Genomic DNA, 20,808 nt, shown 5'->3' with positions numbered 1-20,808 from the left:
CCGCCCCCGCCGCGCTGTGCGCCAAGCCCGTCTATCTGACATTCGATACCGGCCACATGGGCGTCGCCCCGCTGATCGCCGACGTGCTGAAGCGCCACGACGTCAGGGCCAGCTTCTTCCTGGCCAACGAGCGCACGCAAACCAGCGGCAGCTCCCTGGACGATCACTGGGCGCCCTGGTGGCGGGCCCGCGTGGCCGATGGCGACGTGTTCGGTTCGCACACCTATGACCACGTCCATTGGCTCAAGGACCTGCCCGGCGACAAGTTCGAAATGCGGCCCGACTTCGGCCCCAATGCCGGAAAAAAAGAAGTCCTGACCGCCCGGCAGTATTGCGACGAACTGCAGCGCTCCGCCGCGCGCTTCAAGGAAATGACCGGGCATGCCATGCTGCCGCTGTTCCGCGCGCCGGGCGGGCGTACCTCGCCGGCCCTGATCAAGGCGGCGCAGCAGTGCGGCTATCGTCACGTCGGCTGGGCATCGGCCGGTTTCCTGGGCGATGAATTGCCCAGCGATAAATACCCCAACCAACAGCTGTTGTCCCGCGCCTTGGCCAATATCAAGCCGGGCGATATCCTGATGGCCCACCTGGGCATCTGGTCGCGCCAGGATCCGTGGGCGCCGGCCGTGCTCGAGCCCCTGATCACCGGCCTGCGGGCCAAGGGCTATTGCTTCGCCACGCTGGACCAGCACCCCGCCTATCGCGCCTGGATCGCGGCGCATCGTCAATAGGATAGGTTTACCTTAGCTGCTTTACTCGCGATGGATACGTTCAATCATCTTATCGGCATGGCCCAGGAAGGGCTGTTCGAGTCCGTCATCCAGCCCGTGCTGTACAAACTGGGCCTGTCCGGCGTCATCGAAGACGCCTACGACGCCACCCTGTGGCTGATTGCCGGCCTGTTGCAGATCGCGGTGCTGATCTGCGTGATCGGCCCGCTGCAGCGCTGGCGGCCGGTCGAAAAGGTGACCGACCGCCGCGCCGTGCGTTTGGACATCCTGTATACGGTGATACACCGCCTGGGGCTGTTCCGCGTCGCGCTTTTCTTCGCCATCGATCCCTTCTGGGACGGCATCTTCGGCACCCTGCACGTGTGGGGCCTGTCGACGCTGCAACTGGACCAGCTATGGCCCGGCGTGACGGACAATCCCCTGGTCAGCCTGGCGATCTATCTGCTCGTCTTCGATCTGGTCGAATACCTGTATCACCGCGCCCAGCACAATGTCGAATGGATGTGGGCGCTGCACGCCGTGCACCACAGCCAGCGGCAGATGACCATGTGGAGCGACAACCGCAATCATCTGCTGGACGATGTCCTGCACGATATCGTGATCGTCGTGGTTTCCCAGCTGATCGGCGTGCCGCCGGCGCAGTTCGTCGCCATCGTGGCCATTCTGCAGCTGGTCGAAAGCTTTTCCCACGCCAATCTGCGGCTGCATTTCGGCCGCTGGGGCGAACGCCTGCTGGTCAGCCCGCGCTTTCATCGCGAGCACCACGGCATCGCCTACGAAACCACGCCCACCGGCAAGGTGGTGGGCAGCAACTATGCCGTGATCTTCCCGATCTGGGACATCCTGTTCCGCACGGCCCGCTTCGACGGCAAGTTCGGCCCCACCGGAATCGCCGACCAGTTGCCCGATGCCGGCGGCCGCGATTACGGCGAAACCTTCCTGGCCCAGCAGTGGCTGGGGCTCAAGCGTTTGTTCACTTTGCGCCGGCGCCGCTCGCGCGCGGCATGACGATCTCGAACACGGTGCCGTCGGCGCGCGTGGAGCGCACGTCGACCGTGCCGCCATGCGCGTCGATGAACTTCTTCACGATATAAAGCCCCAGGCCCAGGCCGTTCTTCGATGCGCGGCTTTCCAGGCTGGCATGGAAGGGATTGAACAGATTGGGTAGCTGCTCGGCGGGGATGACGCCCTGGTTGGCGACCTGTACCACGATGCGTGGCGGCGCCGTACCGTCGATCCGCACCAGCACCGGATGCGCGGGATCGCCGTGCTGCAGGGCGTTCCCCAGCAGATTCGATACCACCTGCGAAAAGCGGTCCACGTCGATGTCGCCGTGGCAGTCGCCTTCGACATGCAGCTGTACGCGCTCGCGCTGCGCGGGATCGGCGATTTCGTCGACGATGGCGCGGCACACGCCGGCGTAGTCGCTGCGTACCGGTTGCAGCACCAGCCCGTTCGAACGAATGCGGGCGACGTCCAGCAACTGCTCCACCATGCGCGCCATGCGGCCCGCGCTGAAGCGAATGCGTTGCGCATTGGTAAGCACCTTGGGGTCGCTGGAGCCGCGCAGCAGCAGCTCCGATCCATGCAGCACGGCGGAAAGCGGATTGCGCAGATCGTGCCCCAGCACCGCCGTGAACATTTCGTTCAGGGTCAGGGCCTGGCGCAGTTCTTCCAGCTGGCGCGCCAGCAGCTTCTTCTGATTGTGCAGTTCGACGAAGACGTTCACCTTGCTGATCAGCACGTCGGCGTCCAGCGGCTTGTACAGGAAGTCCACGGCGCCGGCCTCGTAGCCGCGGAAATGGGCTTCGCGCTCCTTGGTGCCGGCGGTCAGGAAGATCAGCGGCACGCTGCGCGTGCGCTCGCTGCCGCGGATCAGCTCCGCCAGCTCGAAGCCGTTCATCTGCGGCATCTGCACATCGATCAACGCCAAGGCCACTTCGTGCGCCAGCAACAGCTCCAACGCTTCCACGCCGGAGCGCGCCTGCAGGATGTGGATGCCCGGTCTGGCCAGCAGGGCCTCGACCGCCACGAGGTTCTGGGCGATGTCGTCGACGACCAGGATGTTGACGCTTTCAGTCACGGGCGATTTCCGTTTTTTCTAGGGTCTTTGCCTAGGCCCGCCAGCGCGCGCGCCAGCGTGGCCTTGTCCATGATGCGGTCCGCGCCGGCTTGCGCGATGGCGCTGGCCGGCATGGCGGGCGAGTCCGCGTTGTCGGGGTCCTGCACCCAGGCCTGTCCGCCCAGCGCCCGCACGCGCTGCAGGCCCGCGGCGCCGTCCGGACTGGCACCTGTCAGCACGATGCCCAGGAGGCGCTCGCGATAGGCGATGGCGGCGGATTCCAGCAGCAGGTCGATGGACGGCCGCGAGAAATTCACCGCTTCGTCCTGCGACAGCGCGAATGAGCGGTCCGGCTCCACCAGCATGTGGTAGTCGGGGGCCGCGATATAGACCACGCCGGGCACGATGAATTCCTTGTCTTCCACTTCCTTGACGGGCAGGACGCAGCGCGCGGCGAACAGCTCGGGCAGCAGGCTGTTCCGGTCGGGCGGCAGGTGCAGCACGATGGCGATAGCCGCCGGAAAATCGGCGGGCAGGGCATCCAGCACGGTGCCGATGGCATCCACGCCGCCCGCGGAAGCGCCGATGGCGACCAGCTCGATCGGGGGGGAGAGGAAAGTGGCGGCGGTTGTCATAGGCGTTGGTAGATGCGCTGGCGCGGCGCTACTTCCGCGAACCGCCCGGACTGCGAGGAAAAGCGCAGGCTTTCGCGCGTTCCCAGCCCCAGGAACCCGCGCCGTATCAGCGATTCATGGAACAGCTGCGCCGCGCGATCCTGCAGTTCCCGGTTGAAGTAGATCAGCACGTTGCGGCAAGAGATGAAATGCACCTCCGAGAACACGCTGTCGGTAGCCAGGCTGTGATCGGCGAATACGATGTGTTCGCGCAGCCGGCGGTCGAAGCGCGCGTCGTGCAGATTGGAGGTGTAGTAATCCGATAGCGAGCGGGTGCCGCCGCTTTCCCGGTAGTTGCGGCTGAATTGCGCGATGCGGTCGACGGGATAGATGCCGCTTTCGGCCTGGCGCAGCGCCTCGGTATTGATGTCGGTGGCGTAGATCAGAGTGCGCGGCAGCAGGTCTTCTTCGTCCAGCAGGATGGCCAGCGACCAGACCTCCTCTCCGCTGCTGCAGCCGGCCACCCAGATCTTCACCGATGGATAGGTCTTGAGCACCGGCGCCACGTGTTCGCGCACCGCCCTGAAATAGTCCGGGTCGCGGAACATTTCGCTGACCTGCACCGTGAAGTACTGCAGCATGCGGGCGAAGATCTCGGGCTGGTGCAGGACCATGTCCTGCAACTGGCTGACGGTGTCGCAGCCGAAGTGCATCATGGCCTGCTTGACGCGCCGGCGCATCGACGCCACGGCATAGCCGCGGAAATCGTGCTGGTAGCGCAGGTAGACTCCTTCGAGCAGCAGCTTCAGCTCCAGGTCGAACAGCGCGTCCATGGCGGCGTGGCCGCCTACTTGGGCATCCACACTCGGCATAGCGAAATCAGCTTGTCCACGTCGATGGGCTTGGAGATATAGTCGTTGGCGCCCGCTTCCAGGCAATTGCGGCGGTCATCCGTCATGGCCTTGGCGGTCAGGGCGATGATGGGCAGATCGCGCAGTTCCGGCCGCTTGCGGATTTCCCGCGTCGCGGTCAGGCCGTCCATTTCCGGCATCATCAGGTCCATCAGCACGATGTCGACGTGCGCGTCCTTGGCGAGCGCGTCCAGCGCCTCGCGGCCGTTGCGGGCTACCAGCAATTTCGCGCCCAGGGGCTCCAGCACGCTGGACAGCGCGAAGATATTCCGCACGTCGTCTTCCACCAGCAGGATGCGGCGGCCTTCGAATACCATGTCGCGCTGGCGTGCCTGCATCAGGAGTTTCTGCTGGTCCGGCGGCAGCGTCGCTTCCACCCGGTGCAGGAACAGCGTGACCTCGTCCACCAGCCGCTCCGGCGATTTCGCGCCCTTGATGATGATGGAGCGCGAATAGCGGCGCAGGCGCTGTTCCTCGTCGCGCGTCAGCGCGCGGCCGGTATACACGATCACCGGCGGGAAGGCGTATTTGCGGCCGGCGCCCATCTGTTCCAGCAAGTCATAGCCCGATGCGTCGGGCAGCATCAGGTCCATGACCATGCAGTCGAAGGTGCGCGCGGCCAGGTGCTCCAGGGCCTCGGCCACCGTGCCCGCGGTGGTGATCTCGATATCGTCGGCCTGCAGCAGCAGCGAAATGCTGGCGCGCAGATCGGGGTCGTCCTCCACCACCAGCAAGCGGCTGGCGCGCCGCTGCAGCTTTTCCTCGACCCGCTTGAAGGCTTCCACCAGCTCTTCCCGGGCCACCGGTTTCAGCGCATACCCGACGGCGCCCAGCTCCAGCGCGGTCTGTATGTGGTCGGCGACCGAGACGACGTGGATGGGAATATGGCGGGTGGCCGGGTCCTGCTTGAGCTGGTCCAGTACGCTCAGGCCCGACTGGTCAGGCAGGCCCACGTCCAGCAGGATGCCGCTGGGGCGCAGCTCGCGCGCCAGGCGCATCGCTTCGGCGCCATGCGACACCAGTACGCAATCGAAGCCCAGTTCGTGCGCCAGTTCGTACAGGATATCGGCGAAGCGCTCGTCGTCCTCGATCACCATGACCATGCGTTCGTGGTGCCGTTCTTCGATATCGCCGCGCGCCGGCCTGAATACCCCGATGTTGGGCGGGGGGCCCAGTGTGCGTGCGCCCCCGTCGGCATGGGCGGGCACGGCGCGGGGCGCGGCCTCGCCGGCTTGCGCGCGGTCGAAGCCCGCGTAGGCGGCGCGCGTGACGGCTCCCGCGATGTCGCCGGGCGACGCGGCGCCGACGCCGGCGCGGCCCGACGCGGCGGCCGCATCGTCTTCCGCGGCCCCGCCGCCAATCAGGTCCATCGCCGTTTCGGCGGTCGTCCCGGCTTCCTGTTCGGCGCTTGCCAGGTGTTCGCGCAGGTCGGCGGCGATCTCAGCGGTGAATGTGCTGCCCTTGCCGGCCTCGCTCTCCACGCGCAGCTCGCCGCCCAGCAGCCGGGTCAGCTCGCGCGAAATGGACAGGCCCAGGCCGGTGCCGCCGTACTTGCGGCTGGTGGTGCCGTCGGCCTGGCGGAATGCCTCGAAAATGATTTCCTGCTGGTGCGGCGGGATGCCGATCCCGGTATCGCTGACGGCGAACGCCACGCGGCCGTCCGCCGCGCCGCGCACCGAGAGCACGACTTCGCCCTGTTCCGTGAACTTGAAGGCGTTGGCCAGCAGGTTCTTCAACACCTGTTGCAGCTTCGCGGCGTCGGTCACATACGTGGCCGGCGCGCTTTCGTGGATGTCGATGCGGAAGCCCAGCTGCTTGCCGGCGGCAATGGGCTCGAACATCTGCCGCAGCGGCTCCAGCACGCCGGCGGCCGATACGGTTTCCGGCGCCATGTCCACATGCCCGGCCTCGATCTTGGACAGGTCCAGGATGTCGTTGATGAGTGTCAGCAGATCCGCATTGGAAGCGTGGATGGTGCGGGCGTAGCGCTGGATTTCCCCGGGCGCCAGGGTGGCCGACTTGGGATCGGCCAGCATCTGCGACAGGATCAGCGAACTGTTCAGCGGCGTGCGCAATTCATGCGACATATTCGCCAGGAATTCCGACTTGTACCGGCTGGCGCGGGACAGCTCGCGCGCATTGGTTTCCAGCGTGGCGCGGGCCTGTTGCAGTTCGCGTTTCTGTTGTTCCAGCCGCTGCGTATGTTCTTCCAGCCGCGCGTTGCTTTGCATCAGGTCGCTCTGCTGCTGCTCCAGCCGGCTTTGCGATTCGCGCAGCGCGCGGCCCTGTTCTTCCAGTTCTTCATTGGAGACGCGCAGTTCTTCCTGCTGGGTCTGCAGTTCCTCGCTCTGGCGCTGCGTTTCTTCCAGCAGTTCTTTCAAGTGTTCGCGATAAAGAGCCGAACGCAAGGCGACGCCGATGACTTCGCCGCCGGCGCGCAGCAGCTCCAGCTCGCGTTCGAAATCGCCGTCGTCCTGCAGGAAGCCCAGTTCCACCACGCCCTGGACGCGGCCGTCGGCCGTGACCGGCGCGATCAGCAACACGCGCGGCGCCGCGTCGCCGATGCCGGAGGAAACCCGGGTGTAGTCGGCGGGCAGGTCCCGCACGACCATGGCCATGCCCTGGTTCGCGACTTCCAGCGCCATGCCGCGTCCCGGCGTGGCGGCAGGCGCTTCGGCTTGTTCGCGCGCATAGCCTCCGACCCAGGTCAGGGCGCCGCGATGCAAGCGGTACATCGCACCCACCTGGGCGTTCGTGACCTTGGCCAGCGCGCGCAAGGCGTTCTGCCCGATGTCCTGCACGCTTTGTTCGCCCAGCAGGTCCTGCGCCAGCGCGCTTTCGCCCTGCTGCAGCCAGATCAGGCGCTGCGAATTCAGGCGGGCGATGATGACCTGCATGCCCAGCACGGCGGTGGCGAACAGCGTCACCACGCCAAAGGTGCGGTTTATCAGGTTCTGCAGCGGGACATTGCCGCCCAGCGGCAGGAAAGTCCCCGCCACGATGAACACCAGTTCCAGCATGGCGACCAGCAGCGGCACGTACTTGTGCCGCTGGAACACGCTGAGCACCACGGGCAGCATGTAGAACACCCAGATCGCGACGCCCAGCGGCGTCACGATATCGATGGCGAAAATCAGCACGCTAAGGATCGCTATGCCCAGATGCATCGGCATATCGTCGTTTTTGTGGGACAGTTGCATGGAGTTCCGGAAAAAAGCTTCGCCTTATGACGGCGACGGCGCCGTCCGGCCGGAGAAATAGTACCGCACGTTACTTCATGTATCGCGGCGGGCGCCCCGTCAGCAAGTGTCGTGCCCATGGCGGCGATTCCCCGCGGGCGAGGCCGCTGGCGCGGGGTCGGATATGGTCAAATCCCGGGCGGGCGCGAACCGTTTGGACGCACTTTGTCGCCGCAAGGCATGGCAGTTGTTACCTTACTACCCATGGCAGACCCACCATCCAGCGCAGCGGTGCGACTCAAACGCTACGAGGCGGTAGCGGCCGATATCGTCAGGTCCATCACCGCGGGCACGCTGCGCGCCGGCGACCGGCTGCCATCGGTACGTCAGGCCAGCGCGGCGCGCCGTGTCAGCGTGTCCACCATATTCCAGGCGTACTACCTGCTGGAGGCGCGCGGCTACATCCAGGCGCGCGACCGCTCGGGCTATTACGTCAGCCCCACCCGGCGTCCGCCGCCCGAGCCGGAGATCTCCCGTCCGGACGGCGGCGCGGCGCAGGTCGATGTCGCCGCGCTGGTGTTCGATGTCCTCGGATCCGTGCGCGACCCCGATACGGTGCCCTTCGGGTCGGCCTTCCCCGCGCCCACGCTGTTCCCGCTGATGCGCCTGGCGTCGTCCCTGAAGGCCGGCCTGCGGCGCATGCACCCGCGCAGCAGCATCGCCGACATGTTCACCGGCAATGCCGCCCTGCGCCGGCAGATCGCCGTGCGCTATCTGATAGACGGCATGGACGTGCAGGGCGACGATCTGGTGATCACCAATGGCGCGATGGAAGCGCTGCAGCTGGCGCTGCTGGCGGTGACCCGGCCGGGCGACACCGTGCTTATCGAATCGCCGGCCTTCTATGCCACCCTGCAGGCGCTGGAGCGGATGAAGCTGCATGCGGTGGAGGTGCCCACCAGCCCGCGCACCGGCATCCAGCTGGACGCCCTGGCCCAGGCCATCGAACGGCATCGCCCGCGGGCTTGCTGGATCATGTCCAACTTTCAGAATCCCACCGGCAGCCTGATGCCGGACACCGGCAAGCAAGCGCTGGTCGCGCTGCTCGCCCGGCATGGCATTCCGCTGATTGAGGACGACGTCTACGGCGAGCTGTATTTCGGGCGCGCGCGGCCGCTGCCGGCCAAGGCCTATGACCGCGAAGGCCTGGTGCTGCATTGCGCGTCTTTTTCGAAATGCCTGGCGCCCGGTTATCGCGTGGGCTGGGTCGCCGCGGGCCGCTATGCGCGGGATGTCGAGCGCCAGAAGCTGATGACGACGCTCGCTTCTCCCAGCCCGAACCAGCTGGCCCTGGCCGAATACCTGGACCATGGCGGCTACGACCGCCATTTGCGCCAGCTGCGCCTGACGCTGGCGGGCCAGCAGCAGATGATGATGGCGGCGCTTGCGCGCTACTTTCCCGAGGGCACGCGGGCGTCCAGGCCGCAGGGCGGCTATTTTCTGTGGGTGCAGCTGCCGCCAGGCGCCGATGCGCTGGCGGTCTACCGGGCCGCCTTGGCGCGGCGCATCAGTGTCGCGCCCGGGCCGATTTTCTCGCCGCGCGGCGAATTCCGTGATTGCCTGCGGCTGAACTACGGCCACCCGTGGGACGACACGCTGGAGGATGCCATGCGGGTGTTGGGCGAGATCGTCGCCGGACAGGTGGCCGGATAGCGCGGCTTGGGCCGGCGCCGCTCGCGCGGTGGGCCTGTTCGCCGCGGCCTGCGTGGCCCGGTCGCCATTGCGGCGGTTCGCGGACGATGCTCAGGCCTGGCCGTCCGATCCCGGCGGCGGATGGGACGCGCTGCCGTTGATGCGCCGCTCCAGCCGATGCAGCGAATCCAGGATCACCAGCGCCAGCAGCGCGCTGACGATAGCAACGACTTCCTTGCCCATCCCCGCGGCGATGCCGATCGCCGCCGTCAGCCAGATACTGGCCGCCGTGGTCAGTCCCCGGACTTCGCCTTCCGCGCTCGATTTAATAATGGCGCCGGCCCCCAGAAAGCCGATGCCGGCGATCACGCCCTGCAGGACGCGGCTCAGATCGTTGACCTCCATGCCGCCCTGGAGCGGCGCCAGTACGAACAGCGCGGCGCCCAGTGCCACCAGCATATGGGTGCGCAGACCCGCCGCCTTGCCGCTGCGTTCGCGCTCGTAGCCGATCAAGCCGCCCAGGAGCACCGCGATGACCAGGCGGGTGACGATGCGGGTATAGGCCTGCGCATCGGCGATGTCGGAGAACTCTTCCTGCAGTGTCTGCCACACGGTGGCGGAAAGGGTGGTCATGCATCGCTCCGTATGGGGATCGGTGTGGCTCGCGCGCCGTCCGGGCGCCGCCGGTGTTTTACCACGGAGACATGCGCGGACAGTCCGTCATCATGGCGCCGCGCCGCGGCCGACGCTTTGCCCATCACCTGCGGGTTAATTAGTCTTACATACGGTCAACCAGTCCTACGACGGATCGCCGTTGCAGGAACCTTGCCCGGCGGCGTTTCCGTCGCCGGACGCGGGGTGCGCCCAGCCGCGCGCGGCCGGCCCTGACAGACCGCAAAGGCCCGCGACGATACAGTGGGCGCACCCGCGCGGCGTGGCCGTGGCCGCGGTTCGCGCGCGGGCATGCGCCCGGCGTGCGCGATCCGCGCGCCGCGGTGTCTTTTACGCCCTGTCATGGCGGGGCCTTGGAGATTCATCAAATGGCTATACAGTTAACCAGCGCATCGCCAGCCGCCCTTGGCGCGGCTGGCATGGGCGGCATCGAGACGCCGCGCGGCCGGCTAGGCGGACGCGTATTCCGCGCTTGCAGGGGCGGCGTCACGCGCGCCGCCCGTTCCATCAGCCGCCTGATCGGACGGCTCATGCATACCCGCACCCGCAACGTGCCGCTGGTCGCCGCGCGTGCCGGAGGCGGGCCCCGCGCCAGCATAGGCAGGCTCGAACTGGGGACGTTCGGCGCCCCGGGAGGCGCGGGCGCGGCCAGTTCCGCGCCCTGGTCCGGCGCAATGGGCGAGCGTCGCTCGCCAGGCGATATATCGACTCGCTCCCTGCCCAATCCGGCGCGGGGTTCCGGCACCAGCCCGCCGGCGGGCGACAGCCCCGTCTCCTACACGTATGGGGTGCGTCTCAAGCCCGGCAGGGGCGGCGGTATCAAGGGCGGCAACGAGGCCACGGCCGGAATGCCGCCTCCGCTGCCCCGCCGTTCCAGGCAGCTCGACGCCCTGCTCAACGGCATGCTGACTCCGCGCAACGCTGCCAGCCGGGACGTTGATCCGGCGCCGCAGGCGCTCGATCGTCCGCCGCGCAAACCTGTGCCCACGCCGCGGTCCCGGGTACCCGGCATGGGCGGTTCCATGCCGTCCTTGTCGTCCGGCGGCGGTCAACGCCCGGACGGCGCGCCGACGCCGCCGCCGCGTTCGCGATCCGTGTCGCATCCGCAGCGGACGGTCGAACCGCGGCCATCGGCGATTCCCGCCAAGGGGCCGGAGGTCCCGGTGCCTCCGGCGCGCGATGAGAGCCTGGAGCGCACGGCCGCATCGGGGCAGGGCGCCATGCCCGTATTTCACCGCAGGAACGCGGATGGCCCGCCGATCACCACGCGGGTAGGCCCGGAGACCGGTTCTTCGGGCGCCTAGGCCGCCAGGAAGCGGCGCACCGCTTCGTTGAAGGCGCGCGGGTTCCCGAGATTCATGCCGTGGGAAGAGCCCGCTATCCGCAGCGACTGCGCATTCGGCAGCCAGTCCTGCAAGGCGTCGAGCACGGCGGGATACGGGGGCGGGCTCAGCGCGCCCCCTATCAGCAAGGCGGGCTGGTCCACCGCGCGCGCCTCGGCATGCGTCAACAGATAGGCGGGTTCATGCGCCTGCGCCGCGAGCGTGTGGGCATTGGCGATCGCCATATCCTTGAACCACGGCACCATGCGGCGCCAGGTATCCTCGCCGCTGACTGTGTCGATGAATAAGGCCAGGCCCTGTTCGACCTTGCCCGCGCGGATGCAATCCAGCGCCCGGCGGCGGAAATCGTCGCGACGGTCATCATGCTCGTCCAGCATCAAGCCCGGATCCGCGAGCACCAGCGCGTCCACCTTGTCCGGATACCGGCGGGCCAGCTGGAATGCGATGCGTCCACCGCGCGAATGTCCCACGACGTGCGCGCGTCCGCCGCAATGCCGGTCGATGAAAGCCGCCAGGGCATCGGCGTGGTCTGCCACGGAAAAGCGCGTCAGTTCGGCGTCCGCGGGCGCCGGCCAGTATCCCGGCAGGCTCACGGAAAACACCCGGAAGTCGCGCGAAAGGGCGGGCGCCTGGGCCTTCCAATAGCGCAGGTCGCACAGCGATCCATGCACCAGCAAAAGCGGCGGGCCATCGCCGTGCACGGCGTGGGCCAGATCTGCTTCGGCGGGCTGGGGAATATGGATCGCGTAGGGAAAATCGGCGGGCATGGCGTAAGAGGGACGGCCTGAAGTGGCCAGAATCGCGGGCGCCTCGATTCTAGCCTGCCATGCCGGCCCTCAGGCCGAAGGCCTTCTCTATTGATAGCGGAGCATCAGCTTGTGCTTGCGCGCGAAAATTCCGGCATGCTTGTGGACTTCGTGGCGGTTGTACGACGGGCCGTGGGCGCCATTGATTTCCGCGGCGCACAGGAACACGTACTCCACATCGCGGCTGAACAGCACGTCGGTATGCAACTGCGCTTCGATGTAATTAAGCGTCCTGTGCCCCGGCAGGTGCCAGTCGATTGCTTTCTCCGTACCGCGCGCCTTGCGACGCGTGCCGTATGCATGGATCTGGCGCAGCATGCCGGGATGCGCGTAATACATAAGCTTTTCCATCTCATGAAAGCGGGCCGACGCCTGGTGGGTGGTGGGGGCCTTTCCACCGTATTGCGTACGCCGCCGCTTCAAGTCATGAATCAGGGAAAATGAATCGCTGGCCGTATACGTCGCGGCCGTCTTCATGTGGCCGCGCAGCACGAAAAAGCTCTTGCCGTAATCGCCCAGGCTGGCGCCCCCTTGCGTGCAGTGCCCGAAGTCCAGTGCCGCGTAGCGTGGCCGCATCATGTGCCAGATGGGCGAGTGCGTGGCGTAGTGGCGGATATCCCTTCTGACCGTGCGCGCATCACCATAACGCTTCAGTGCCGGATCCTGGGTCGCGCCGTGGGCATAGTGCGCAATGTTCCCGTTGTAATCGAGCAGCCTCTTCTCCACGTCGTTCCGTTCCTGCAGATAGCGCGGATCCTGCCGGTTGGCGACGGCGCGCTCGAAGCAGTTGCTGTAGGTGTCGCTGCGGTTCAACTCCAGGAAAAACTTCGCCGCGGAAAAATTGATGGTCAGCCTGCTGTGCATAAGGACGGAGCACATGGCGTCGAGAACGCGTTCGGCTTCGTGTGCCGCGACGTCGCAAACCTCGCGCAGGCGTTCGGCGCCCGCTTGCCGGTAATCGAGCCTGTCCTCCACATAGTTGCGCATGCCCAGAACTTCGTTGCGCGCCAGCCGCATACGCACTTGATCCAGTTCTTCACCGCTGACAGTGGTTCGTCCTTCCATCACGTTTGCTCCTGTGTCGTTCGGCGCTTCGTCGGCGCCGGCGTTGTTGCCCATGGACGAACATATCGACATGGCGGCGTTCGCGCGTGCAGGAAATTCTCAAAGTCGTGCCCGCGCAACAGCATCTCGTGAAAGAGGCCGCGGCGACGGCGGCGGCCGACTCTTTTCGCATCGCTCAGATTTCTCGGATTCTTGCGCGTTTGCGCCGCACGTAGAGTCTCGTTCGTCGGCGTGCATCCAACCGGATGTGCCTCGCGCAGTCCGCATCGCTGGATAGAGGTGAACCGCCTCGTATCGATGCAGCTCCAGTCACAAGCCAATAAGCTGCTCTCAAGAGAGACATTATCGTGTCCGTCAATGATGTTCTTCCTGATGAAGACGCCTCCAGCGAGCGTGTCTCGCAGCCCGGGTCTGCACTATCAGCGCAAGCACATCAGGCTCTTGCGAACGATGCGGGCCACGTCCGACAGAAATTCACGACCATGGACCTCGAGCCGTATCTTCGCGATATATCGCCCGGGTATCCGTGCGGCCTGGATCTGCAATGCGATCCCGACTACGTCGAGCTGGCGCGGGTCATGCAAGGCACGGCGGAAGTCGAATACGGCGGCATGCGCATCGATGCCGCGGATCCCGATTGGAAAGCGGCCAAGGCGCTTGCGCTGAATCTTTTGTCGCGATCCCGCGATCTGCGGCTGGCGGTGTGGCTGGCGCGCATCCTGATGGGCTTGCATGGCTTCGCCGGCCTGGAAGACGGCCTGGCCTTGATCGAGACCAGCATCGAGCGCCATTGGGATGCCGTGCATCCCTTGCTGGATCCGGACGACGACAACGATCCCACCGAGCGGCTGAACATACTTGCTTCGCTGAGCGATGACGCGCTGCTGCGCCAGGTCAGGCTGCATGCGCTGGCGCGCTCGGCGGATGGCTGCGTATGCCTGCGTGACATCGAGATCGCCAGCGGCGAACTGAAGCCGCGCGCGGGCGAGGACAGCAGGACGATGGCTGTGCTGGCCGCTGTCTTCCATGATGCCGATGCCACCGGGCTGGCAACGCTGGCGGACATTATCGAAGCTGCCTGCGGCCGTCTCGATCGCATCGACGCGATGGTCGGCGAGCACGTGCGGTACGCGGGGGCCGGCGTCGAAAAGCTCAACCGGCTGCTGCGGCACGCGGCCGGCGCGATACGCGAACAACTGGACAGTCATCCGGGATATGCGGCGCTTGCCGGCATGGATGAAGCGCCGTCGCCGGATATGGACGGCGGAGCCGCGGCCGATGGCAGCACGGGTCTCTCGCGCGAAACGATAGAGGACCGCGACGACGTGGTGCGGCAGATCGATCGCATTTGCGATTACTACGCCATGAATGAGCCGGGCAGCCCGGTCCCCATGCTGCTCCAGCGCGCCAGGCGGCTCGTCAACATGAATTTTATCGAGCTCATGTCAGAGCTCTCCCCGCAAGGGCTTGCGGAAATCAGCGTCCTGCTCGGTATCAGGGATCAGGGCGGTCCCGCCGATGCCGATGTCCAACAGGAAGCCTATTTAACCTTTAACGGAGATATGTCCGGATGACCAAGGAAAACAGTCAAAAGTCGATCGCCCGATCGCGCCCGCCGCGGGTCCAGATCGAGTACGACGTCGAAATCAATGGGGCCAACAAGAAGGTTCACATCCCCTTCGTCATGGGCGTGATGTCCGACCTGTCCGGCCAGTCCTTGCAAAAGCCGGAGCCTATCGCCGACCGCAAATTCCTGGAGATCGACAGCGAGAATTTCGATGACCGCATGGCGGCGATCCAGCCGCGCGTGGCCGCCACCGTGCCGAACGCGTTGACCGGTGAAGGGAATCTGGGCGTGGACATCACATTCCAGAAGATGGACGACTTTTCGCCCGCCGAAATCGCTCGCAAGGTCGAACCCCTGCGACGCTTGCTGGAGACTCGCGCGCACCTGTCCAACCTGCTTACCTACATGGACGGCAAGGTATCGGCCGAGGATCTGGTCGCCAGGCTGCTGGCGGATCCCGCGTTGATGCAGACGCTGGCGGCGAATGCCAGGCCGGCCGAGCCCGCCGCTTCCGCGGATGCCGCCGAAGCCGACTCGCCCCCGCAGGCGTGACCCACCCACCAATCGAGGACAGATGAATGAGTGAACAGACAGCGTTGGCCGAAGCCGGCGAACAAACCGAAACCGGAACCAGCGATTTTGCTTCGCTGCTTCTGCGCGAGTTCAAGCCCAAGAACGACGAAGCGCGGCAGGCCGTCGAGGACGCCGTCACGACCCTGGCCACGTACGCGCTGGAGGAAGCGAAACTGGTGTCCGACGACGTCATGGGCACGGTGGAGGCGATGATCGCCGAAATCGACCGGAAGTTGACCGCCCAGATCAATGCCATATTGAACTGCGCGGAGTATCGCAACCTGGAAGGCGCCTGGCGCGGCCTGCACTACCTGGTCAGCAACACCGAGACGGGCGAACGGCTCAAGATCCGCGTGCTGAACGTTTCCAAGAGCGAACTCTACAAGACGCTGAAGAAATACAAGGGTTTCGCGTGGGACCAGAGTCCGCTGTTCAAAAAGGTCTATGAAGAGGAGTACGGCCAGTTCGGCGGCGAGCCCTATGGCGCCATCGTCGGGGACTACTACTTCGACAACAGCACCCAGGACGTAGACCTGCTGACGCAGATCGGCCGCGTGTGTTCCGCTGCCCATGCGCCATTCCTGGCGGGTGCATCTCCGTCGGTGATGCTGCTGGAGTCCTGGCGTGACCTTGCCAATCCGCGCGATATCTCCAAGCTGTTCCAGACGCCGGAGCATGCCTCGTGGCGTGCCTTGCGCGAATCGGAGGATGCCCGCTACATCGGGTTGACCCTGCCGCGTTTTCTCGCCCGCGCGCCCTACGGCGCCAAGACCAATCCCGTCGAGGAGTTCGCCTTCGAAGAGGATACCGGTGGCGGCAACCCGGACAACTACACGTGGGCCAACGCCGCCTACGCCATGGCGGTGAACATCAACCGGTCATTCTCGCTCTATGGCTGGTGCTCGCGGATCCGCGGCGTCGAATCCGGTGGCGCGGTGGAAGGCTTGCCCGTGCATGTCTTCCCCACCGATGACGGCGGCGTCGACATCGTCTGCCCGACCGAGGTCGCCATCAGCGACAGGCGCGAGGCCGAACTGTCGAAGAACGGCTTTCTGCCGCTGGTGCATATGAAGAACACCGGTACGGCCGCGTTCATCGGCGCGCAATCGCTGCACAGCCCCACGGAGTATGACGATCCCGAGGCGACCGCCAATGCGAACCTGGCCGCCCGTTTGCCGTATCTGTTCGCCTGCAATCGCTTCGCGCATTACCTGAAATGCATCGTCCGCGACAAGATCGGCTCATTCAAGAGCCGCACGGAAATGGAGCGTTGGCTGCTCAAGTGGGCGATGGAGTATGTCGACGGCACGCCGAATCTTTCGTCCGACCTGGTGAAGTCGATGAAGCCATTGAGCGACGTCGCCGTCACGGTCGAAGAGATTGAAGGCAGCCCTGGCTACTACAGCGCGAAGTTTTATCTGAAACCGCATTACCAACTTGAAGGGCTGACCGTTTCGCTGCGGTTGGTCAGCAAGCTTCCCTCCGTCCAAGGGAAGTAAACCGGCGGGCCTGACACGCCCGTCACCAGGATCGATGGCGCAGTACGCCATCGTCAAAATTTTTTTTCGGAGTAGAAAAAAATGTCGTCACCCCAGTATGTTTGGACCGCGAAAATCGGCGATAAGTTTAAAGGCGAAAGCAAGATAGAAGGCGCGCAGGATCATATCGATCTGGTGCAAAGGCCGATCAACCCGACCCAGCAGCACACGCGCGGCCGCAACGGAACGGGCTTGTCGCCCGTCGGCGTACCGATGTATGACGATATCCAGATCGTGTCCCACTGGACCTCGTCCAGCCCCGGCTTGCGCCTGCTGGAAGATTCGGACCCCGTCGATGTCGAGATCGTCAGCTGGATGATCGACCCGCAGACCAAGAAGCCGGTCAAGCGCATTATCTGGACGGTGGGCAATTGCGCCGTGCACGGCGTGCGCGAAGGCGCGCTGGACGAAGAGCCCGACGTCTTCTCGCTGTACTGGTCGACGCTCAAGACCGAAACCAAGAAGCAGGATCCGACCAACGGTTCTCTGGGCGCCGGTACGGTCGTCATCTATGACCGGTTCAAGGGCGTGCTGAGCACCAGCGCCTCCTAAAGCCGGCGGGCGAGTGCGACTCCGGTCGCCCTCGCCATTGCCTTGCGGGCGTCCGCGACATGCATGCGCATGCGTCGGACGCCTGCATACGTTCAACATGGACCATGGCCGAGCTCGTCAGCAAGAACCGCCTCCAGCCAGCGCTGCTGGATCGCCTGACCGATATGGACCCGCGCAGCCCATCGGAATCGCGGGATCGCCGCGTCATATCGTTGCGCCAGCTGCGCGAAGGCGTCCTGCGCGACGTCGGCTATCTGTTGAACGCCAGGAGGCTGTACGACAACAACGCCCAAGCCCATCCGCGGACCGCTTCTTCGGTACTGAATGTCGGACTATCGGAGTTCGCCGGCAGAGTCGCGTCCGATGTGGACCGCGAGGCCTATGCGGAGGAGATCGCGCTCGCGCTGCGGCGCTTCGAGCCGCGGATCATCGCGGATACCTTGCGCGTGGCTCCCGTCGCGACGCCGGACGGCATGCGCGGCAATATGCTGGCCTTTCTTATCGAAGGCGACCTCTGGGCGCAACCGTATCCGGAACGCCTATATCTGATGACGGAACTGGATCTTGAAGACGGCAAAGTGGCCGTGAGCATGCGGCACCAGGACAGGCAGCCATGAATCCGACCCTGCTGCAATACTACAACGAGGAACTGCAGTTCCTGCGCGAGATGGGCGGCGAGTTCGCGGCCGCCTATCCCAAGATCGCCGGCCGTCTGGGCCTGGATAGTTTCGAATGCGCCGATCCCTATATCGAGCGCCTGCTTGAAGGTTTCAGTTTCATCGCCGCGCGGACGCGGCTGAAGATCGACGCGGAGTTCCCTCGTTTTACGGGGCATCTCGCCGAGATGGTGTACCCCCATTATCTGGCGCCGACCCCGTCGATGATCGTGGCGCAGTTCATGCCGGACTGGGGACACCCCGGTCTGGCGAAGGGCTATTGCGTACCGCGCTTCAGCGTACTGAAGAGCCATCTGGACCAGCACGGCACGACGCGCTGCGAGTATCGGACCGCGCACGCCGTCACGCTATGGCCGCTGCGCTTGACGGAGGCGGAATACACGCCTTATATGGGCGGGGCGCGCACGGATCTCGGAAGGCGCCCCGAGGCTATGCTGCGGCTGCGATTCCAGATGCATGGCATGGCCGGCGGAGCGCCGCCGGACCTGGATCGCCTGCCTTTGTTCCTGCGCGGCGCCGACGCCTTGCCGGCAAGGCTTTATGAACTCCTGGTCGGCCATGTGCTACAGGGGGGCGTCGCGCCGGCAGGCGCTTCCGGCGGCACGGCGGCGGCGTCCTGGACGGTCCGGCTGGGCCCGGACTGCATCGCGCCTCTCGGTTTTTCCGAAGACGAGGCTTTGCTGCCGCCTTCGCGGCAGGCGTTCCGCGGCTATCGCCTGTTGCAGGAATACTTTGCCTTTCCCGAGCGCTATCTCTTCGTCGAATTGCGCGGCCTGGCGCAGGCGGTGCGTAGCTGCGGCGCCGGCCAGTTCGACGTCAGTCTGCTGCTCGACCAGTACGATCCGCGGCTGGGCAAGGCCATCGATGCATCGAACTTCTGCCTGAATTGCACGCCCGCCATCAACTTATTCCCGCATCGCGCCGATCGCGTGGCGCTGGATCCCGGCAGGTTCGAATTCCATGTCGTCCCGGATCGCAGCCGGCCTATCGATTTCGAGATCTACGGGGTTGAATCGGTGCGCGGCTATGCGTCCTCCGATGCGCCGCCGCGCGTATTCGAACCCTTTTTCCGCGTTCGCGATCCGCAGCTGCATCGCGACAACGGCCGCGGCGCTTTCTTCCAGCTGCGCCGGGAGCCCCGGCGCACCACGGAAAGAGAATCGCGCGACGGCCCCCGTTCCCGCTATCTGGGCAGCGACGTCTTCATCTCCATCGTCGACATGCACGCGGCTCCCTACGCCGCGGACCTGCGGCAGCTCGGCGTGGATGCGCTCTGCACCAACCGCGACCTGCCCTTGTCGATGGCCTTGGGTGTGGGACAGACGGATTTCTTCTTCGATGACGAATTGCCCGTGCACTGCGTGCGCTGTGTCGCCGGCCCGAGCGAACCGCGGCCTGGCATGACGGAGGGCGCGGGGACCTGGCGGCTGCTGAACCATCTCGCGTTGAGTTATGGCTCGCTGATGCGGGAGGGCGGCGGAAGCGGCGGGGGCATCCGTGAACTGCTGGACCTCTATTGTCATGACGCCGACATCGTGGGAAAGCGGCAGATATCGGGTGTTGTCGCCGTCGCCGCGCGCGGGATCACGCGCCGTCTGCCCTTGCCTGGGCCGGCCTGCTTCGGCCGCGGGCTGGAGATCGCCCTGACGCTGGATGACGGCGCCTTCCAAGGGGGCGGCGCCTTCCTGTTCTCCGCCGTGCTGCAGGCTTTTTTTTCCGGCTATGTGTCGATCAACCACTTTACTGAAACCGTCGTGCGCACGCTTACCCGCGGCGTAATCATGCGTTGGCCGGGAAGGACGGGCCTGTGCCACACGATCTAGGCGCCGGAGGCGCGCTGGCGCTGCACGTCGCGCGCTTCGAGTTCCTGCAGGCATTGCGGCTCATCGAGTCGGCGCATCCCGACCGGCCGCGGCCGGGCTGCTCGCTGCGTCCTCGCGATGACGCGGTCCGACTGGCCCAGACGCCTGCGCTGAAGTTCGTGGCGAGCGAGCTGGCCGGCTATCTGCCCGCCGCCGATGGGCGGCCAGCGCGGCTGACGGTGAATGTCCTTGGCCTGTTCGGCACGAACAGCCCGATGCCCCTGTACTTCACGGAGTACGCGCATAACCGCATGGCGCACGAAGGGGATACGACGATCTCCGGCTTTCTCGACATGTTCCATCATCGCCAGCTCAGTCTGTTCTATCGGGCTTGGGCGGCGAGCCAGCCGGTGCTCGGATTGGGGCGCGGGGATGCACGGACCGGCTATCGGCGGTATGTCGGCAGCCTGTGCGGCCTGGCCGTACCGGCGTCGACCCGGCACGGCGGCATGGCCGATATCGATCAACTCCAGTTCTGCGGTCTGCTGGCGACGCGCACCCGGCACGCCAGCGGCCTGGGCCTATTGCTGTCGCGCTACTTCGGCGTGCAGGTGGCCATACGGCAGTTCATCGGCCTGTGGATGCCGCTGGACCGCGAAGACCGCGCGCGGCTGCGGCGCCGTACGCCCGCCCTCGGCACCGGCCTGGTGCTGGGCGCCCGCATCTGGGACAGGCAGAGCAAGTTCCGCTTGGTCGCGGGACCGATAGGCAAGCGCGATATGCGGCGTCTGCTTCCCGGTACGGACAGTCACCGGCGGCTCATCGAGTGGGTCGAGCTGTACACGGGCGGGCTGTTGCACTGGGATCTGGAACTGCGGGTGGCGCCCGAGGCCGCCGCCTGCATGAGGTTCGACGGCAATGCCCGCCTGGCCTATACGAGCTGGCTTGGGGCGGGCGGCAAACCCGGAAAGTCTCCGACCTTGCGCATTCAACCGCGCAGGCACTTCAACGATAAGCGCTAAAG

At 65.6% G+C, this 20,808-nt stretch carries 18 protein-coding genes; 11 read left to right on the top strand and 7 right to left on the bottom strand.

All coding sequences use genetic code 11. The annotated features are described in order from the left end of the window. A partial coding sequence (locus tag ACNA0R_RS26200; protein ID WP_415829009.1) for a polysaccharide deacetylase family protein occupies positions 1 to 731 on the top strand: 731 nt, incomplete at its 5' end. A 30-nt stretch (positions 732 to 761) separates the two neighbouring features. Then, positions 762 to 1,739 carry a sterol desaturase family protein gene (locus tag ACNA0R_RS26195; protein ID WP_415829007.1) on the top strand — a complete coding sequence of 326 codons (978 nt, stop codon included), beginning with the start codon at positions 762 to 764 and terminating at the stop codon, positions 1,737 to 1,739. Here ACNA0R_RS26195 and ACNA0R_RS26190 read toward each other — a convergent pair. The 4 genes from ACNA0R_RS26190 to ACNA0R_RS26175 are packed head-to-tail and all read right to left on the bottom strand — an operon-like array spanning position 1,705 to position 7,518. Continuing rightward, entirely contained in the window at positions 1,705 to 2,814 is a 1,110-nt protein-coding gene (locus tag ACNA0R_RS26190; protein WP_415829006.1) for a hybrid sensor histidine kinase/response regulator, read from the bottom strand. The genes ACNA0R_RS26195 and ACNA0R_RS26190 overlap by 35 nt on opposite strands. Continuing rightward, a complete protein-coding gene (locus tag ACNA0R_RS26185; RefSeq protein ID WP_415829005.1) occupies positions 2,811 to 3,428 on the bottom strand; it encodes a chemotaxis protein CheB in 618 nt (205 codons plus the stop codon). The genes ACNA0R_RS26190 and ACNA0R_RS26185 overlap by 4 nt, the downstream gene beginning before the upstream one ends. Next, positions 3,425 to 4,279, bottom strand: coding sequence for a CheR family methyltransferase (locus ACNA0R_RS26180; protein ID WP_415829004.1), 855 nt, complete (start codon positions 4,277 to 4,279; stop codon positions 3,425 to 3,427). The genes ACNA0R_RS26185 and ACNA0R_RS26180 overlap by 4 nt, the downstream gene beginning before the upstream one ends. Next, positions 4,255 to 7,518: a response regulator gene (locus tag ACNA0R_RS26175; protein WP_415829003.1), complete on the bottom strand. Its 3,264-nt coding sequence runs from the start codon at positions 7,516 to 7,518 to the stop codon at positions 4,255 to 4,257. Before ACNA0R_RS26175 ends, ACNA0R_RS26180 begins: the two co-directional genes overlap by 25 nt. 243 nt (positions 7,519 to 7,761) lie before the next feature. Between ACNA0R_RS26175 and ACNA0R_RS26170 the strand changes: the two genes are divergently transcribed. Next, entirely contained in the window at positions 7,762 to 9,210 is a 1,449-nt protein-coding gene (locus tag ACNA0R_RS26170) for an aminotransferase-like domain-containing protein (protein ID WP_415829002.1), read from the top strand. 90 nt (positions 9,211 to 9,300) lie between these two features. Here the strand turns inward: ACNA0R_RS26170 and ACNA0R_RS26165 are convergent, their stop codons facing one another. Then, a complete protein-coding gene (locus tag ACNA0R_RS26165; protein WP_415829001.1) occupies positions 9,301 to 9,822 on the bottom strand; it encodes an MgtC/SapB family protein in 522 nt (173 codons plus the stop codon). Between the two features lie 407 nt (positions 9,823 to 10,229). On the opposite strand from ACNA0R_RS26165, the gene ACNA0R_RS26160 reads away from it, so the two are divergent. Continuing rightward, entirely contained in the window at positions 10,230 to 11,165 is a 936-nt protein-coding gene (locus ACNA0R_RS26160) for a hypothetical protein (protein WP_415829000.1), read from the top strand. Here ACNA0R_RS26160 and ACNA0R_RS26155 read toward each other — a convergent pair. Together ACNA0R_RS26155 and ACNA0R_RS26150 are read right to left on the bottom strand one after the other, a co-directional pair. Further along, positions 11,162 to 11,971, bottom strand: coding sequence for an alpha/beta fold hydrolase (locus ACNA0R_RS26155; protein WP_415828999.1), 810 nt, complete (start codon positions 11,969 to 11,971; stop codon positions 11,162 to 11,164). The two genes, ACNA0R_RS26160 and ACNA0R_RS26155, sit on opposite strands and share 4 nt — an antisense overlap. Before the next feature lie 87 nt (positions 11,972 to 12,058). Further along, complete coding sequence (locus tag ACNA0R_RS26150; RefSeq protein ID WP_415829011.1) at positions 12,059 to 13,075, bottom strand: DUF3626 domain-containing protein; 1,017 nt, start codon at positions 13,073 to 13,075, stop codon at positions 12,059 to 12,061. A 482-nt stretch (positions 13,076 to 13,557) separates the two neighbouring features. Here ACNA0R_RS26150 and tssA point away from each other — a divergent pair, with 482 nt between their 5' ends. The 7 genes from tssA (at position 13,558) to tssG (ending at position 20,806) form a co-directional block, all read left to right on the top strand. Beyond that, on the top strand, positions 13,558 to 14,649 hold the full coding sequence (gene tssA / locus ACNA0R_RS26145) for a type VI secretion system protein TssA (RefSeq protein ID WP_415828998.1): 1,092 nt from the start codon (positions 13,558 to 13,560) through the stop codon (positions 14,647 to 14,649). Continuing rightward, entirely contained in the window at positions 14,646 to 15,194 is a 549-nt protein-coding gene (gene tssB / locus ACNA0R_RS26140) for a type VI secretion system contractile sheath small subunit (protein ID WP_415828997.1), read from the top strand. The genes tssA and tssB overlap by 4 nt, the downstream gene beginning before the upstream one ends. A gap of 26 nt (positions 15,195 to 15,220) precedes the next feature. Further along, positions 15,221 to 16,714, top strand: coding sequence for a type VI secretion system contractile sheath large subunit (gene tssC / locus ACNA0R_RS26135; protein ID WP_415828996.1), 1,494 nt, complete (start codon positions 15,221 to 15,223; stop codon positions 16,712 to 16,714). A gap of 81 nt (positions 16,715 to 16,795) precedes the next feature. Next, positions 16,796 to 17,305: a hypothetical protein gene (locus tag ACNA0R_RS26130; RefSeq protein ID WP_415828995.1), complete on the top strand. Its 510-nt coding sequence runs from the start codon at positions 16,796 to 16,798 to the stop codon at positions 17,303 to 17,305. A 104-nt stretch (positions 17,306 to 17,409) separates the two neighbouring features. Further along, positions 17,410 to 17,922, top strand: a complete 513-nt coding sequence (gene tssE / locus ACNA0R_RS26125) for a type VI secretion system baseplate subunit TssE (protein ID WP_415828994.1) — start codon at positions 17,410 to 17,412, stop codon at positions 17,920 to 17,922. Next, a complete protein-coding gene (tssF, locus tag ACNA0R_RS26120; RefSeq protein ID WP_415828993.1) occupies positions 17,919 to 19,805 on the top strand; it encodes a type VI secretion system baseplate subunit TssF in 1,887 nt (628 codons plus the stop codon). Before tssE ends, tssF begins: the two co-directional genes overlap by 4 nt. Beyond that, complete coding sequence (gene tssG, locus ACNA0R_RS26115) at positions 19,790 to 20,806, top strand: type VI secretion system baseplate subunit TssG (RefSeq protein WP_415828992.1); 1,017 nt, start codon at positions 19,790 to 19,792, stop codon at positions 20,804 to 20,806. Before tssF ends, tssG begins: the two co-directional genes overlap by 16 nt. The last annotated feature ends 2 nt before the right edge of the window (positions 20,807 to 20,808 follow it).

This window comes from Bordetella sputigena (genome assembly GCF_965137885.1).
Classification (GTDB): Bacteria; Pseudomonadota; Gammaproteobacteria; order Burkholderiales; family Burkholderiaceae_B; genus Bordetella_C; species Bordetella_C sputigena.
This window is presented reverse-complemented; position numbering and strand designations above follow the sequence as displayed.